This is a genomic window from Streptomyces sp. 6-11-2 (genome assembly GCF_006540305.1).
Lineage (GTDB): Bacteria > Actinomycetota > Actinomycetes > Streptomycetales > Streptomycetaceae > Streptomyces.
Genome location: NZ_BJOR01000001.1, coordinates 1 through 15,664, shown reverse-complemented (window position 1 = coordinate 15,664; position 15,664 = coordinate 1). Strand labels below are relative to the sequence as shown.

Below are 15,664 nucleotides of genomic sequence, written 5' to 3'. Positions count from 1 at the left end.
GTACCGCCACTCCTCGCCGCATGCGATGGTGGCGGAGGCCACGCCCCGGAGGCGGCCTGGGTCATACTGCTCGGCCTGGGGTGCGGACTACCGTTTCACGCAGTCCTTTTTGTCCGTGAACGGCTCGAACGGTCCGGCAGTGCACGAAGATCTCTCCCCGCTCATCGCGGCGACCACCCATTGGCTGACCAGCGCGTACCCGGCGTCCGGCGGCGCGCTGGCCTCCGCCCTGTGCGAGGCGCAGGCGCGCCAGGCGGTGACGGCCGCGGCCCGTTCAACAGGTGTCCCGCGTCGACCGCCGGTTCACCGGGAGCCCAGTGTCTCGCCCAGCACCTCGCGCGCGGCTTCCAGTGCTGTCGTGCGGTCGGACGGTACGAGGCCGATCCGGGTGCGGCGGTCCAGGAGGTCGGACTCGTCGAGGGCACCCTCCTGGCGTACGGCCCACAGGAGTTCGGCGCGGGTGACGGGGTGGCCCTCCAGCACGGGTGCGCGCAGGCGTGGGTCCCGGGTGCCCAGGGCGTGGACGGTCGGCGCCTCCGTGCCGTAGCGCCGGACCAGGCGGTGCGGGGCGCGGAGCGCGGCGAGGATCCGCGGTGACGCGGCGCCGACGAGGGGGAGGGCGGCCGTGGGGGAGGGCCCCGCGCCGAGTCCGTGCGCGGCGACGGCGGTGTCGACGGCGTCCTCGGCCATGCGCCGGTAGGTGGTGAGCTTGCCGCCCACCACGGTGACCACACCGTCCGGCGAGGTGAGCACCGCGTGCCTGCGGGAGATGTCCGAGGTCCGGGGCGCCGAGGCGGATCCGGTCGCCGGCGTGGTGTCCAGCAGGGGACGCAGGCCCGCGAAGGCGCCGGCCACGTCGTCGCGGCGTATCGGCACGTCGAGGGCGGAGGCCAGCACGTCGAGCAGGAAGCCGACGTCGGACTCGGGGACCTCCGGCACGTCCGGGACGCCGCCCTCGACGGGCTCGTCGGTGAGCCCGGCGTAGACCCGGCCGTCGTCCTGCGGCAGGACCAGGACGAAGCGGTTGGTCTCCCCGGGGACCGGGATGTGCAGCCCGGCCGGCAGGGGACCGAGCAGGCCGGAGCGCAGCACGAGGTGGGTGCCGCGGGAGGGCCGGATCCGGATGCCGTCCACCAGGCCGCCCGCCCACACTCCGGAGGCGTTGATCACGGCCCGGGCCCGGATCTCGCCCTCCTCGCCGGTCAGTTCGTCACGCACCCGGGCGCCGGAACCGGTGAGTTCCAGGGCCCGGACCCGGGTCAGGACGCGGGTGCCGCGAGCCGCCGCCGTACGGGCGATCGCGGTCACCAGGCGGGCGTCGTCGGTGAGCCGCCCGTCCCAGGACAGCAGACCGCCGCGCAGCCCGGTGCCGCGCACGGCGGGCGCGAGATGGCGGGTCTCCACGGCGGACAGCCTGCGCGGCACCGGCAGGGTGGCACGGGCGGTGCGCGCCGCCAGCCGCAGTCCGTCGCCCGCGCGGAAGCCGGCCCAGGCCAGGGCGGCCTGGCCGCGCGAGACGAGCGGCGTGAGGGGCAGGACGAACGGCTGGGCGGCGACCAGATGGGGAGCGGTGCGCTCCATCAGCACACCGCGTTCGACCGCGCTCTCGTGGGCGACGTCGAACTGGGCGGAGGCGAGGTAGCGCAGTCCGCCGTGGACGAGTTTCGAACTCCAGCGGGAGGTGCCGAAGGCCAGGTCGTGGGCGTCGATCGCGGCGACGCTCAATCCGCGCGCCGCGGCGTCCAGGGCGGCCCCGGCGCCGGTCGCGCCGAGACCTACGACCAGGACGTCCACGGCCGGACCGCCGACGGTCCGGGCCAGTTCGCGGGCGCGGCGGGCGGCGGTGAGCGAGGTGCCCGGAGCCGTCTGCGCGGGGACGGCCGGGTCGTTGCCGAAGCTCATGGCGTCAGGGTCCTCTCCAGGATGGTCCGCAGTTCCGCGAGGAAGGCCTCGCCGTCCAGTTCGGGCTCGTCCTCCTCGGTCATGGTGCGCAGCGACAGCGTGAAGGACTGCACGACCAGCAGCAGGGACCGAGCTTGCCGCTCGGTGTGACCGGCGCGCACCGACCCGTGGGCGTGGCCCTCGCGCAGGTGGCCGGCGAGCAGGGAGAGCAGGGCCTCCTGGCTGGCTCCCCGGCGGTCCAGCACATAGGGGAGGAGCAGTTCGGGGTCCACGTCGACGATCTTGCGGAAGAGCGGGTGGGCGCGGAACGCCCTCACCCCGGCCACGAGCCCGTCGACGATCAGCGCGCGCGCGTTCGTCCCGGGCCTGCGCTCCGGCATCGCCCCGACGGCCACGGCGATCCATTCCCGCGTCATCAGGTCGCCGACGAGGGACCGCACATCGGGCCAGCGGCGGTAGAGCGTCATCCGGGACACGCCCGCGCGGCGGGCCACGTCCGTCAGGGTCGTACGCCGGACGCCGACGGCCAGGACGCAGTCGCGCACGGCGTCGAGTACGGGATCACCGTCCGAGTGGTCCGGCCGGTCCGAACCGTTGTGACGAATAGGCGTCATGTGTCACAGTGTAACGCCTGCGGTCCCGTCACGGCGCACCGCGGAACACGGCACCCACACGGCAACTCGGAACACCGCACCCCTCCTTCGACACGACCGGTGAGGAACACCCCATGGACATGCTGTGGAGCGGCTGGGGCGAACCGGCCAGGGCCACACCGCTGCCCGAGCCGGTGACCGGACTCCTGCGCGACGTGCTCGGCGTCAAGCCCCGCGAGGCCGGTCCGGTCGCCCTGGAGGAGATCCGCGTCCCCGCCTCGCCGCTGACCGCGGACGCGCTCCGCGCCCTGGGCGAGGCCGTGGGCGACGAGGCGCACGTCCGCACCGACGCCGAGTCCCGGATCCGCCACACCCGCGGCAAGTCCACCCCGGACCTGCTGCGCATCAGGGACGGCGACGTCACCGACGTCCCGGCGGCCGTGGTGCTCCCCGCGGACCACGACGACGTACTCGCCGTGCTGCGCGCCTGCGCCGCCCACGGCCTGGCCCTCGTTCCGTTCGGCGGCGGCACCTCCGTCGTCGGCGGTCTCGCCCCCGAGCGCCGCCGCCCCTTCGTCGCCCTGGACCTGCGCCGTATGAACCGGCTGCTCGCCCTGGACCCGGTCTCCCGCACCGCCACCCTGCAAACGGGCCTGCGCGCCCCGGACGCGGAGGCGCTGCTGGCCGAACACGGCTTCACCCTCGGCCACTTCCCCCAGTCCTACGAGTGGGCCACCCTCGGCGGGTTCGCCGCCGCCCGCTCCAGCGGGCAGGCCTCGGCCGGCTACGGCCGCTTCGACGACATGGTGCTCGGCCTCACCCTCGCCACCCCCGAGGGCACCGTCGAGGCGGGCCGCGCCCCGCGCTCGGCGGCCGGACCCGACCTGCGCCAGCTCGTCCTCGGCTCAGAGGGCGCGTTCGGTGTCATCACCGCGGTGACCGTGCGCCTGTGCCCCCTCCCGCAGACCCGTGTGTACGAGGGCTGGCGCTTCGCCTCCTTCGAGGAGGGCGCCGCCGCCCTGCGACGGCTCGCCCAGGACGGGCCGCGCCCGACCGTGCTGCGTCTGTCCGACGAGACCGAGACCCTGATCGGCCTCGCCCAGCCCGACGCCATCGGAGCCCTGGACGTCCGGCAGGGCACCGGCTGCCAGGCGATCGCGGGCTACGAGGGCACCGCGGAGGACACCGCCCACCGCAGGCGACGTGCCGCGGCCGTGCTGCGCGAGTGCGGCGGCACCCACCTGGGCGAGGAGCCGGGGGAGCGCTGGGCGCACGGCCGCTACTCGGCGCCCTACCTGCGCGACTCCCTCCTGGACGCCGGCGCGTTCGCCGAGACGCTGGAGACCGCCGCGTTCTGGTCCCGGATCCCCGGGCTGTACGCCTCCGTCCGCGGGGCGCTGACCGCCACGCTCACCGAGTCGGGCACCCCGCCCCTGGTGATGTGCCACATCTCGCACGTCTACGAGAACGGCGCCTCGCTGTACTTCACCGTGGTCAGCGCCCAGGGCGAGGATCCGGTGGCGCACTGGGCGCCCGCCAAGCGGGCCGCGAACGAGGCCATCCTCGCCGCGGGCGGCACCATCAGCCACCATCACGGGGTGGGCACCGACCACCGGGACGGGTACGTCCGGGAGGCCGGACCGCTCGCCATCGAGGCCCTGCGGGCCGTCAAACGCCGACTGGACCCCGACGGACTGCTGAACCCCGGCGTTCTGCTGCCCCTCGACTGACCCCGGCTGCCCCTCGGCCGCCCCCGGCCCGTACCGCCCGCGACCGCCCCCCTTTCCGTCCCGGAGGCCCCACCGATGCGACAGTTCACCGCCATCGTCAACCCCACCGCGGGCGGATCCGCCGGGGCCGCGGCGCTGCTGCGGGTGGCCAGGCTGCTCAGGGAGGCCGGCGCCGGAGTGGAGACCGAGTACAGCCGCAGTCTCGCCCACGCCCAGGACCTCGCCCGCCTGGCCGGGGAGCGCGACCGCGTCGTGCTCGCCGTGGGCGGCGACGGCATCGCGGGCGGTATCGGCGGAGCCCTGAGCGGCAGCGGCGCACTCCTGGGCCTGGTCCCGGCGGGCCGCGGCAACGACTTCGCCCGCGCACTGGAACTGCCCGCCGATCCGGCGGAGTTGGCCCGGATCCTGCTGCACGGCGCCCCGCGCCGCGTCGACACCATCGAGGTGGAGTCGGCCGCGCACCCGCGCAGTGTCGTCCTCGGCAGCGTGTACGCGGGCGTCGACGCGCTCGCCAACCGGCACGCGAACAACTCCCGGCTGCTGCGCGGCGCCGCCTCCTACTACGCGGGCGGGCTGCGCGCCGTGGCCACCTGGCGGGCGGCGACCTACCACGTCACCGTCGACGGCGAGGAGCACATCCACCGCGGCTACACCGTGGTGGCCGCCAACTCCGCCTACTACGGCTCCGGTCGCATGATCGCGCCCGGCGCCCGCGTCGACGACGGCCTGCTCGACGTGGTGATGATCCGCGAGGCGCCGCGCCGGCTCTTCTTCGCGCTGATGAACGAGCTGAAGTCGGGCGCGCACGTCGAGCGCCCCGAGGTGCGGATCCTGCGGGGCAGACGGATCCGTGTCGCCGCCGACCGCGAGGTGCCCTACGGCGCCGACGGCGAGGTCGGGGCGGTCCTTCCCGTCACGGCCCGCGTGCTGCCCGGCGCGCTCTCGGTGCTCTGCTGACCGCCCGTCGGCTCAACCGGCGGGCCGGGAGCGATACTTGGACGGCCGAGGCGCCGTCAGGAGCAGCCCCACGCCGACATCCCCTGGAGGACGGCCAGTCGCCCGGCCACCCTGATCTGCTGTCTGCGCGAAGCCAGGTCCGCTCGGCGCGCGTACTTCAGCCCTCCCGCGGCTTTCCAGCTGGACTGGCGGAACTGGAGCCCGCCGTAGTACCCGTTGCCCGTGTTCGCCTTCCAGTTGCCGCTGGACTCGCACGCGGCGATGGCGTCCCAGTCGGGACCCGGACCGGCGGCCGGGAGTGCCGTCGCCTGGGGTCCGCCGGCCAGTGCCGCGGTGGTCGCCGCGGCCAGCAGGGTCCCGCGCAGCGCGCGGCGGCGAAGGCGGCGGCCGGGGGCCCTGTCGATGTTCTGCTGACAGATCATGCGCAGACTGTTACACCAGGTGAACGGAAAGTGGTGAAGTGACGCGCCGGGCGCCTGTCCGCCGGGGCGCTGTCGGCCGCTGAGTCCGTGACCGCGCCGTCGAGGAGGACCGGTGCCACGCGATCCGGATGGAGGAGGAGATCTGACGCGGACGGCGGACGGGGTCTGACGCAGACGGACGAACGCCCCGCCGGGTTCCTTCCGGGAGCCCCGTGAACCGGCCACCATGCCGCGTCATGGACATTCTGCTCGTCGTCAGTGCGTTCAACAGCCTGTCGCAGCGCGTCTACGCCGAACTGGCGGACCACGGCCACCACGTCGACGTCGTGCTCGCCACGCCCGGCCCCGACGCAGTCCGCGCCGCCGTCGCCGGGACGAAGCCGGAACTCGTCATCGCGCCGATGCTCAAGACCGCGCTGCCCGACGACGTGTGGCGGGAGCACACCTGCCTCATCGTGCACCCCGGCCCACCGGGCGACCGGGGCCCCTCCGCGCTGGACCGGGCGATCGCCGACCAGGTGCCCGACTGGGGCGTGACGGTCCTCCAGGCCGAGGCGGTGATGGACGCCGGCGACATCTGGGCGGCCATGCCGTTCCGCACGGAGCCGGTCGGCAAGAGCGACCTGTACCGCAACGAGGTCTCCGACGCCGCCGTGGCCGCCGTACTCCTGGCCGTACGGCGCTACGCCGAGGGCTCCTTCAAACCGCTGCCGCAGAGCGACCCCGCCACCCACGTCGTCTGGCGCGGCTTCCTGCGCCAGGAGCGGCGCCGCGTCGACTGGGAGCACGACAGCACCGCGACCGTGCTGAACAAGCTGAGAGGCGCCGACTCGCAGCCCGGAGTCCTCGACGAACTCCTCGGCCGTGAACTGTTCCTGCACGGCGGCCACCCGGAGGACCAACTGCGCGGCCGCCCCGGAGAACTGCTCGCCACGCGGGCGGGAGCGGTGTGCCGCGCCACCCGGGACGGCGCCGTGTGGATCCCGGAACTCAGGCCGCGCAAGAACTCCGGCGACCCGGCCCCCTTCAAACGCCCGGCCGCCTCGGTCCTCGGCCCGACCGGTCTCCCCGAGGCGGCCGTACCGCTCGAACTGCCCCCGGGGCGGCACACCTGGACCGACATCCGCTACCGGCAGCGCGGCGACGTCGGCTTCGTCACCTTCTCCTTCCCCAGCGGCGCCATGAGCACCGACCACTGCCGCAGGCTGCTCGCCGCCTACCGCCACGCCCTCACCCGCTCCACCCCGGTACTCGTCCTCGGCGGTGCCCGCGACTTCTTCTCCAACGGCATCCACCTGAACGTCATCGAGGCGTCCGACGACCCGGCCGCCGAGTCGTGGGCCAACCTCAACGCCATGGACGACCTGGTCGAGGCGGTGCTGCACACCACCGACCGGCTGGTCGTCGCCGCGCTCGGCGGCAACGCCGCCGCGGGCGGTGTCATGCTCGCCCTCGCCGCCGACGAGGTGTGGTGCCGCACCGGCGCCGTACTCAACCCGCACTACCGCAGGATGGGCCTGTACGGCTCGGAGTTCTGGACGTACACCCTGCCGCGCCGGACCGGCACCGGGACGGCCGGACGGCTGACCACCGAGGCCCTGCCGGTGAGCGCCGCCACCGCGCACGGCCTCGGCCTGGTGGACCGTCTCGTGCCCGTTCCCGCGGGGGAGTTCACCGCCGAGGTCGACCGCATGGCCGCCGGGCTCGCGGACGCACCCGAGCTCGGCCGGCGGATCGACGCCAAGATGGCGGCCCGCGCCCGCGACGAGGCGGTACGGCCGCTCGCCGAGCACCGGCGCGCCGAACTCGCCCGGATGCGCGACATCTTCTTCGACCCCGCCGCCCCCTACCACGCGCTGCGCTCGGCATTCGTCCGCAAGCTGCCCGGCGCCTGCGCCCGCCCCCTGTCCGCGACCGGCGCCCCGCTCACCGGAGGCACCCGATGACGCCGCCGCCCGGCACCCGGCTCCTGGTCGCCGGCGTCGGCAACATCTTCCTCGCCGACGACGCCTTCGGCCCCGAGGTGATCCAGGCCCTCGGCTCCCGCCCGCTGCCGGCCGGGGTCCGGGTGCGGGACTTCGGCATCCGCGGCCTGGACCTCGCCTACGAACTGCTGGACGGCTACGACACGGCCGTCCTGGTCGACGCGGCGCCGCGCGGCCACCGCCCCGGCACCCTGTCCCTGATCGAGGCGGAACTCCCCGACCCCGAGGCCGGCGCGGCGGCCCCGCCGGAGGCCCACGGCATGGACCCGGCCAAGGTGCTGGCCCTGGCCGCGCACCTGGGCGACGGGCCCCTCCCGCGCGTCCTCGTGCTCGCCTGCGAGCCCCAGGTGCGGCCCCGCGGCGACGAGGACATCATGGCCGGGCTCAGCGACCCGGTGCGGGAGGCCGTCGTCCCGGCCGTCGAGGCCTTGCGCACCATGGTCCCGGTGCTGCTCGCCGACCCCGCGGCCACCCCGCCGTTGGTCCGCACGGAGGAATCCGCACCCGCGCACACGGCTGCGCTCCCGCACCTCGCCACCGAAGAGGCCGAAGATCGGTGAGGGGCCCCGCAACCCTCCCCCTGTCCTCCCCGCCCCCGCCCCTGAACCGACCCCGAGGAGCAGCGCCATGTGCCGGTCCGTCGACGTCAAGCAGGCCGTCCTCGCCAAGAACGACGATCTCGCCGCCACCCTGCGCGGCGACCTGGCCCGGCAGGGCGTGGCCGTCGTCAACCTGCTGTCCAGCCCCGGCAGCGGCAAGACCGAACTCCTCGGCCGGGTGCTGGCCCGCGCCGTCGAACGCGGCGTGCCGGTGGCCGCGCTGACCGCGGACCTGGCGACCGAGAACGACGCCCGCCGGCTGGCCCGCTCCGGCGCCCCGGTGCAGCAGGTGCTCACCGACGGACTCTGCCACCTGGAGGCCCGGCAGGTCCGCACCCGGCTGGAGGGCTGGCTGCCCGAGGACACGGCGGTGCTGTTCGTGGAGAACGTCGGCAACCTCGTCTGCCCCGCGTCGTACGACCTCGGCGAGACCCTGCGCATCGTCCTGATGGCGGTGACCGAGGGCGAGGACAAGCCGCTGAAGTACCCCACCGCGTTCGGCTCGGCCCACCTGGTCCTGGTCACCAAGACCGACCTGGCCGAGGCCGCCGGCTTCGACGAGACCGCCTTCCGCACCCATGTGCGGCAGGTCAACCCCGGGGTGGAGATCGTACGGACCTGCGCGCGCACCGGCGACGGCGTCGACACCGTCCTGGACCGGGTGCTGACAGCCCGCGACGGAGCCCCGCAGCACCGGCCCCCGCTCACCCCGCACCCCCACGGCCACGACCACGCCGCCGACGGTGAACAGGCCCACGACCACCACACGCAACCGCACCCGGCGACCACCCCCGCCTCATGACCGCACCCGTCACCGGCCCGGTGCGCCGCCGGCTCACCGTGCGCGGCACCGTGCAGGGCGTGGGCTTCAGGCCCTACGTGCACCGCCTCGCCGCCGACCTGGCGCTGGCCGGCTTCGTGAGCAACACCGCCGCCGGCGTGCTGATCGAGATCGAGGGCCCGCCGGACGACGTCACCCGGTTCTGCGAGCGGCTGGCCCGGCAACCGCCCCCGCTGGCCGCCGTCACCGGCATCGGTCTGGAGGAGCTTCCCGCCACCGGCGCCACCGGCCCGTTCGCCATCCACGCCACCGAACACGCGCCGGGACGCACACACCTCCCGCCCGACACCGCGACCTGCGCCGACTGCCTGCGCGAACTCGCCGCCCCGGGCGACCGCCGTCACCGGCACCCGTTCATCACCTGCACCCACTGCGGCCCCCGCTTCACCATCGCCACCGCCATGCCGTACGACCGCGCGGTCACGACCATGGCCGGCTTCCCGATGTGCCCCGCCTGCGCCCGGGAGTACACCGACCCCGCCGACCGGCGCTTCCACGCCCAGCCCGTGGCCTGCCCCGACTGCGGCCCCCGGCTGCGCCTGGTCCCCGCAGCGGGCAGCGGGGACCGCCCGGCCCGGGACACGCACGCCCTTGCGGCGGCCCGGGCCCTGCTCGCCGCCGGACGGATCGTCGCCGTCAAGGGCGTCGGCGGCTACCACCTGGCCTGCGACGCCGCCGACACCCGCGCGGTCGCCACCCTGCGGGCGCGCAAGGAACGCGGCGGCAAGGCGTTCGCCGTGATGTGCGCCGACCTCGCCGCCGTCCAGCGGATCGCCGACCCCACCGACCGCGAACGGGCCACGCTCACCAGCCCGGCGCGGCCCATCGTCCTGCTGCGCCGGCGCGCACGGCCGGACGGGCTCCGCCTGTCCGACGAGGTGTGCCCGGGCAGCCCCCACGTCGGCGTGATGCTGCCCTACACCCCCGTGCACACCCTGCTGTTCGGGCTGCCCGGCGATCCCCCCGGCCCGCGCGTGCTGGTGATGACCAGCGGCAACCGCTCCGGCGAACCGATCGTCACCGACGACGAGGAGGCGCTGATCCGGCTCGCCGGGCTGGCCGACGCCTGGCTCGCCCACGACCGGCCCATCGCCTCCCCCTGCGACGACTCCCTGCTGCGGGTACGCCCCGACGGCACCGAACAGGTGCTGCGCCGCTCCCGCGGCTACACGCCCCGCCCGCTGCGCCTGCCGCTCGCGGTGCGTCCCGCGCTCGCCGTGGGCGGCGACCTGAAGAACGTCCCGTGCGTCGGCGACGGCGAGCAGGCCTGGTTCGGGCCGCACATCGGCGACATGGGGGACCTCGCCACCCAGGAGGCCGCCCGGCGGGCGGAACGGCACCTGCTGGGCCTGACCGGGGTGACCCCCGCCCTGGTCGCCGCCGACCGCCACCCCGGCTACCACTCGGCCCGCTGGGCACGCCGCCGCGCCGCCGGACTCCCGCAGCCGGAGCCCGTACTCGTCCAGCACCACCACGCCCACATCGCCTCGGCGATGGCCGAGCACGGCCTCGACGGCACCACGCCCGTCATCGGTGTCGCCTTCGACGGCACCGGGTACGGCGACGACGGCACCGTCTGGGGCGGCGAGTTCCTGCTCGCCGACTACACCGGCCACCGCCGCTTCGCCCGGCTGACCCCCGCCCCGCTGCCCGGGGGCGACGCGGGTGTGGCCAACCCCTGCCGGCTCGCCCTGGCCCGGCTGTGGGCCGCGGGACTGCCCTGGGACCCCCGCCTGCCCAGCGTTGTCGCCTGCGCACCCGACGAACGGTCGCTGCTCCGGCGGCAGTTGGAGCGCGACCTGGCCTGCGTGCCGACCTCCAGCACGGGCCGGCTCTTCGACGCCGTGTCCTCCCTCGCGGGCGTGTGCCACCGCGCGGGATACGAAGCACAGGCCGCGCTGGAACTGGAGGCGGCCGCGACCCTGGCCCGGGATGCCGACAGCGCGGCGTACCCCTTCGCCATCACCGAAGGACCCGGCCCCCTCGGCTGCGACCCGGTGCCCATGCTGCGGGCGCTCCTCGACGACCAGCGGCGCGGCACCCCGCCGCCGGTCCTCGCGGCCCGCTTCCACCGGGGCCTCGCGCGGGCCGTCGCGGAGATCTGCCACCGCGCCCGCGCGGCCACCGGCCTGACCACCGCCGTCCTCAGCGGCGGTGTCTTCGCCAACGGCTTGCTGGAGGACGAGTGCGCCGGGCTGCTCACCGCGGACGGCTTCACCGTCCTGCGCCACGGCGAAGTCCCCCCGAACGACGGAGGACTGGCTCTCGGACAGCTCGTGGTCGCGGCACACGAGCGGCACCACCGGCGGCGCCCGGAGCCGCCGTATGAGCCGACCGGGCCGGGGCCCGCGCGAGAGCCGCGGGGCCGGCGGACGACAGACAGCGACGAGACGGAGTGACCCATGTGTTTGGCAGTGCCCGGCAAAGTCGTGGCCATCGACCACCGTGCCGATCCGCTCACCGGTCTGATCGACTTCGGAGGGGTGCAGAAACAGGCGTGCCTCGAGTACCTGCCCGATGTGCGGGTGGGGGAGTACGTGATCGTCCACGTCGGGTTCGCCCTCCAGCGCCTGGACGAGGAGTCGGCCCGTGCGTCCCTGGAGCTGTTCGAGCAACTGGGGCTGCTGGAGGAGGAGTTCGGTGACGCCTGGGTGCAGGCGGCCGAGCAGTCCGGCGACCCGGCCCCGCAGGCGCCCGGGGCCGAGGAACGCGAGAAGAGCGGGAGTGAGGCCTGATGAAGTACATCGACGAGTTCAACGACCCCGGACTGGCCCGGCGGCTGCTGGACGAGATCCGCGCGACGGTCACCCGGCCGTGGGCGCTGATGGAGGTCTGCGGCGGCCAGACCCACTCGATCATTCGGCACGGCATCGACCAGCTGCTGCCCGAGGAGGTCGAGCTGATCCACGGCCCCGGCTGCCCGGTGTGCGTGACCCCCCTCGAAGTCATCGACAAGGCACTGGCGATCGCCGCCCGCCCCGACGTGATCTTCTGCTCGTTCGGCGACATGCTGCGGGTGCCGGGCACCGACCGGGACCTGTTCCGGGTCAAGGGCGAGGGCGGGGACGTACGGGTGGTGTACTCGCCGCTCGACGCCCTCCGGCTCGCCCGGCAGCACCCGGACCGGCAGGTGGTGTTCTTCGCCATCGGCTTCGAGACGACCGCTCCCGCCAACGCCATGGCCGTGCACCAGGCCCGCCGCCTGGGCCTGGACAACTTCAGCCTGCTGGTCTCGCACGTCCGGGTGCCACCGGCCATCGAGGCGATCATGACGGCCCCGGCCTGCCGGGTGCAGGGCTTCCTCGCCGCCGGGCACGTGTGCAGCGTCATGGGCACCGCCGAGTACCCGGACCTGGCCGAGCGGCACCGGGTGCCGATCGTGGTCACCGGCTTCGAACCGCTCGACATCCTCGAAGGCATCCGCCGGGCCGTCCACCAACTCGAGCGCGGCGAGCACCGGGTGGACAACGCCTACCCGCGCGCCGTGCGCGAGGCGGGCAATCCGGCCGCCCTGAGCATGCTCGAGGAGGTCTTCGAGGTCGCCGACCGGGCCTGGCGCGGCATCGGACGCATCCCCGCCAGCGGCTGGCGGCTGTCCGACGCCTACCGCGCCTACGACGCCGAGCACCGCTTCGACGTCGGGGGCATCCGCACCGAGGAGCCCGCCGTGTGCCGTGCGGGCGAGGTCCTCCAGGGGCTGATCAAGCCCACCGAGTGCTCCGCGTTCGGCACCACCTGCACCCCGCGCACCCCGCTCGGCGCCACCATGGTCTCCAGTGAGGGCGCCTGCGCCGCCTACTACCTGTACCGCCGGATGACCGGACAGGCCTCACCGGGCGCCCCGGCGCCGCAGGGCTCCCGCATCCCGCAGGAGGAGATGAACCCCGTTGGCTGAACTGGCTTCCGCGGCGGCCGACGCCCCCGTCGACCCGGCGAACTGGACCTGCCCCGCCCCCCTGCGCGACCAGCCGGTCGTGGTGATGGGCCACGGCGGAGGCGGCGCCCTGTCCGCCGAACTGATCCAGGACGTCTTCGCCCCGGCCTACGGCAACCCCGTCCTCGCCGCCATGGGCGACTCCGCCGTCCTCCACCTCGGTGGCGCCCGGCTGGCGTTCTCCACCGACTCCTACGTCGTCAGGCCGCTGTTCTTCCCGGGCGGCAGCCTCGGCGACCTGGCGGTCAACGGCACCGTCAACGACCTGGCGATGAGCGGCGCCCGGCCCGCCTACCTCTCCGCCGCCTTCGTGCTGGAGGAGGGCGTGGAGCTGACCGTGGTCGACCGGATCGCGCGCGCCATGGGCGCGGCCGCCGAAGCCGCGGGAGTCACCGTGGCCACCGGCGACACCAAGGTGGTGGAGGCCGGACACGGCGACGGCGTGTACGTCACCACGGCCGGGGTCGGTGTCGTCCCCGAGGGAGTGGACATCCGCCCGCAGCGCGCCAGGCCGGGCGACGCCGTCATCGTCAGCGGCCCGATCGGCCTGCACGGCGTGGCGATCATGAGCGTCCGGGAGGGCCTGGAGTTCGGCGTCGAGATCGCCAGCGACACGGCGCCCCTGGGGGACCTGGTCGCCGCCATGCTGGCCGTCACCCCGGACATCCACGTGCTGCGCGACCCCACCCGGGGCGGTCTCGGTGCCTCCCTCAACGAGATCGCCCGCGCCTCCGGCATCGGAGTCCGGCTGCGTGAACGCGCCCTCCCCGTCCCCGAGGCGGTCGCGAACGCCTGCGGATTCCTCGGCCTCGACCCGCTGTACGTCGCCAACGAGGGCCGGCTCGTCGCCTTCGTGCCGCCCACCGAGGCGGAGGCCGTCCTGGAGGCGATGCGTGCCCACCCGCAGGGCGGCGGAGCCGTGCTCATCGGCGAGTGCGTCGCCGACCATCCCGGCATGGTGGTCGTCGCCACCGGCCTCGGCGGCACCCGGGTCGTCGACCTGCCCCTGGGGGAGCAACTGCCGCGCATCTGCTGACCCGTAGGGACGGACGGCCCCGCCGGTGCGTCGTGCACCGGCGGGGCCGTCCGTCCGCCTGGCGGCCCGTCAGGGCGCGGGCGACGGCGCGGGCTCGATGGCGGTGATCTCCAACTCCCGTCCGCTGCGCAGGTCCCGCGACGGACGATCGCAGTGCGGGCACCAGAAGAACGGGGGCATCCCGACCGGGAACTCCGTGTCGCACGGGACGCAGTAGGCGTGCGCGGTCACCTGCTCGACGACGAGCCGGGCCCCGGCCAGGGCGGTGCCCTCCCGGGCGACCTCGAAGGCGAAGCTCAGCGCGTCGGGTACGACCCCGGCCAGCTCGCCCACCCGCACCGTCACCACGGAGACGGCGCCCGTCCTCTCGGCCCGGGCGGCCTCGTCGGCCTGTTCCACGATGGCGGTCGCGATCGACAACTCGTGCACGTCGGTCAGCTCCGATCGGCCAGTTCCGTTCGGCCAGTTCCGTTCGGTCAGTTCTGTTCGGTCAGCTCCGCGAAGAACTGCTCCACGGCGGGCCACACCCGGCCCCCGCCGGACATGCCCCGCCACTCGCGGCGGACCACGGCCAGCATCCGGAAGCAGTCGTCGACGGGCACGATCCAGTGGTGGTCCAGGCCCTGGACGGTGTTGACGAGAAACGCCTCCACATCGGGCTCCATGGAGGCGAGTTCGGGGAACCGGGTGGTCAACCGCCGCCAGGCCGCCGCGTCCACCTCCCACCGCATGGCACCCGCCGGGCTCGGGCCCTCCGCGGTGACCGTGCCGTCGGCGCGCGGCACGAAGAAGACCAGACCGACCGGCACTCCCAGCGCCGCCGTGTCGACGTGCGGAAGCCGCACCCGGCGCCGGGGGACGAGCCGGTAGTGCCCGCCGCCCGACCCGTCCTCGGCGAAGAGCACCGAACAGGGGCCGCAGGCGCACCGCACCTCGGCCTCGGCGGTGTCGTAGAGGTGGCGGTGGTCCTCGGGCACCGGCGCGGCGCACAGATCGCACACCTCGCCCGGTGCCGCGGAGGCCCGGCCGGCCGAGGAGCGGATGAGGCGGGCCAGCGCTCCGTCCCCGGTCACCGTGGCTCCTGCGAGCGTGACGCACCCCGGCGCGCGAGTGTCTCCAGGGGGACGAACGCGGGAGCCGTCCGCCGCTCGGACGCGCCGGGCACCGCCTCCACCGCCGCCACTTCCGGAGCGGCGGCGAGTACGGCCGCACGGACGGCGCCGGTCACGTCGTCCGTGGCGCCGCCGCACCCGGAACCGCAGCCGCCGCCGCCCGTGGTCACCCGCACCCGGGCCACCTGTTCCTCCAGGCCCATCCACTCGACGTCGCCGCCGCGCTCCCGCACGGCCGGGCGCAGCCGTTCGACGGCGCGCGCCGCCCGGCGCTCGGCCGGCTCGGGGTGGATCTCGTGCAGGACCAGCAGGTGGCCCACCAACTCGTCCTCGGCCAGACGCGCCGTCAGTTCACCGTCCGCACGGTCGAGGACGCGGCCCAGCGCCTCGCCGTAGACCTCGCTCAGCAGCCGCACCGCCTCCAGGGCGGACCGTACGGTCGGCCCCGGAGCGGACTCGAGCCCCGCGAGGAGTTCGTCGAGCCGGGCGAGCCGCGCCTCCACGTCCGGGTCCGCGAGCCGGCCGGACCGGGCGTCCTGCTCCGTGTCAGGCA

General features: G+C 75.0%; 15 protein-coding genes. 9 read left to right on the top strand and 6 right to left on the bottom strand.

Annotated elements, in window-relative coordinates; all coding sequences use genetic code 11:
- Positions 1 to 303: 303 nt before the first annotated feature.
- Entirely contained in the window at positions 304 to 1,902 is a 1,599-nt protein-coding gene (locus TNCT6_RS00075) for a glycerol-3-phosphate dehydrogenase/oxidase (RefSeq protein WP_141355340.1), read from the bottom strand.
- Entirely contained in the window at positions 1,899 to 2,516 is a 618-nt protein-coding gene (locus tag TNCT6_RS00070) for a TetR/AcrR family transcriptional regulator (RefSeq protein ID WP_141355337.1), read from the bottom strand. Before TNCT6_RS00070 ends, TNCT6_RS00075 begins: the two co-directional genes overlap by 4 nt.
- Before the next feature lie 113 nt (positions 2,517 to 2,629).
- Between TNCT6_RS00070 and TNCT6_RS00065 the strand changes: the two genes are divergently transcribed.
- Both TNCT6_RS00065 and TNCT6_RS00060 read left to right on the top strand, forming a co-directional pair.
- On the top strand, positions 2,630 to 4,225 hold the full coding sequence (locus TNCT6_RS00065) for an FAD-binding oxidoreductase (RefSeq protein WP_141355335.1): 1,596 nt from the start codon (positions 2,630 to 2,632) through the stop codon (positions 4,223 to 4,225).
- 75 nt (positions 4,226 to 4,300) lie between these two features.
- Entirely contained in the window at positions 4,301 to 5,182 is an 882-nt protein-coding gene (locus tag TNCT6_RS00060; RefSeq protein WP_141355333.1) for a YegS/Rv2252/BmrU family lipid kinase, read from the top strand.
- A gap of 56 nt (positions 5,183 to 5,238) precedes the next feature.
- On the opposite strand, the gene TNCT6_RS00055 is transcribed toward TNCT6_RS00060, so the two are convergent.
- Positions 5,239 to 5,604 carry a transglycosylase family protein gene (locus TNCT6_RS00055; protein ID WP_141355331.1) on the bottom strand — a complete coding sequence of 122 codons (366 nt, stop codon included), beginning with the start codon at positions 5,602 to 5,604 and terminating at the stop codon, positions 5,239 to 5,241.
- Positions 5,605 to 5,840: 236 nt separating this feature from the next.
- Here TNCT6_RS00055 and TNCT6_RS00050 point away from each other — a divergent pair, with 236 nt between their 5' ends.
- From TNCT6_RS00050 to hypE, 7 genes are all read left to right on the top strand, one after another.
- Positions 5,841 to 7,550 (top strand): enoyl-CoA hydratase-related protein, encoded by a 1,710-nt coding sequence (locus TNCT6_RS00050; protein WP_141355329.1) that lies wholly within the window; start codon positions 5,841 to 5,843, stop codon positions 7,548 to 7,550.
- Positions 7,547 to 8,149: a hydrogenase maturation protease gene (locus TNCT6_RS00045; protein WP_141355327.1), complete on the top strand. Its 603-nt coding sequence runs from the start codon at positions 7,547 to 7,549 to the stop codon at positions 8,147 to 8,149. Before TNCT6_RS00050 ends, TNCT6_RS00045 begins: the two co-directional genes overlap by 4 nt.
- Before the next feature lie 67 nt (positions 8,150 to 8,216).
- Complete coding sequence (hypB, locus tag TNCT6_RS00040) at positions 8,217 to 8,990, top strand: hydrogenase nickel incorporation protein HypB (RefSeq protein ID WP_141355325.1); 774 nt, start codon at positions 8,217 to 8,219, stop codon at positions 8,988 to 8,990.
- A complete protein-coding gene (gene hypF / locus TNCT6_RS00035) occupies positions 8,987 to 11,428 on the top strand; it encodes a carbamoyltransferase HypF (RefSeq protein ID WP_141355323.1) in 2,442 nt (813 codons plus the stop codon). The genes hypB and hypF overlap by 4 nt, the downstream gene beginning before the upstream one ends.
- Before the next feature lie 3 nt (positions 11,429 to 11,431).
- Positions 11,432 to 11,764, top strand: coding sequence for a HypC/HybG/HupF family hydrogenase formation chaperone (locus TNCT6_RS00030; RefSeq protein WP_141355321.1), 333 nt, complete (start codon positions 11,432 to 11,434; stop codon positions 11,762 to 11,764).
- A complete protein-coding gene (hypD, locus tag TNCT6_RS00025; RefSeq protein ID WP_141355319.1) occupies positions 11,764 to 12,924 on the top strand; it encodes a hydrogenase formation protein HypD in 1,161 nt (386 codons plus the stop codon). The genes TNCT6_RS00030 and hypD overlap by 1 nt, the downstream gene beginning before the upstream one ends.
- A gap of 85 nt (positions 12,925 to 13,009) precedes the next feature.
- Positions 13,010 to 13,999, top strand: a complete 990-nt coding sequence (hypE, locus tag TNCT6_RS00020; protein WP_253266366.1) for a hydrogenase expression/formation protein HypE — start codon at positions 13,010 to 13,012, stop codon at positions 13,997 to 13,999.
- 69 nt (positions 14,000 to 14,068) lie between these two features.
- On the opposite strand, the gene hypA is transcribed toward hypE, so the two are convergent.
- From hypA to TNCT6_RS00005, 3 genes are read right to left on the bottom strand one after another with little or no spacing between them, the layout of a single operon-like run.
- Positions 14,069 to 14,428, bottom strand: a complete 360-nt coding sequence (gene hypA, locus TNCT6_RS00015) for a hydrogenase maturation nickel metallochaperone HypA (RefSeq protein WP_141355315.1) — start codon at positions 14,426 to 14,428, stop codon at positions 14,069 to 14,071.
- Positions 14,429 to 14,475: 47 nt separating this feature from the next.
- Complete coding sequence (locus TNCT6_RS00010) at positions 14,476 to 15,072, bottom strand: DUF5947 family protein (protein ID WP_141355313.1); 597 nt, start codon at positions 15,070 to 15,072, stop codon at positions 14,476 to 14,478.
- On the bottom strand, positions 15,069 to 15,614 hold the full coding sequence (locus TNCT6_RS00005; protein WP_141365874.1) for a NifU family protein: 546 nt from the start codon (positions 15,612 to 15,614) through the stop codon (positions 15,069 to 15,071). Before TNCT6_RS00005 ends, TNCT6_RS00010 begins: the two co-directional genes overlap by 4 nt.
- Between the last annotated feature and the right edge of the window lie 50 nt (positions 15,615 to 15,664).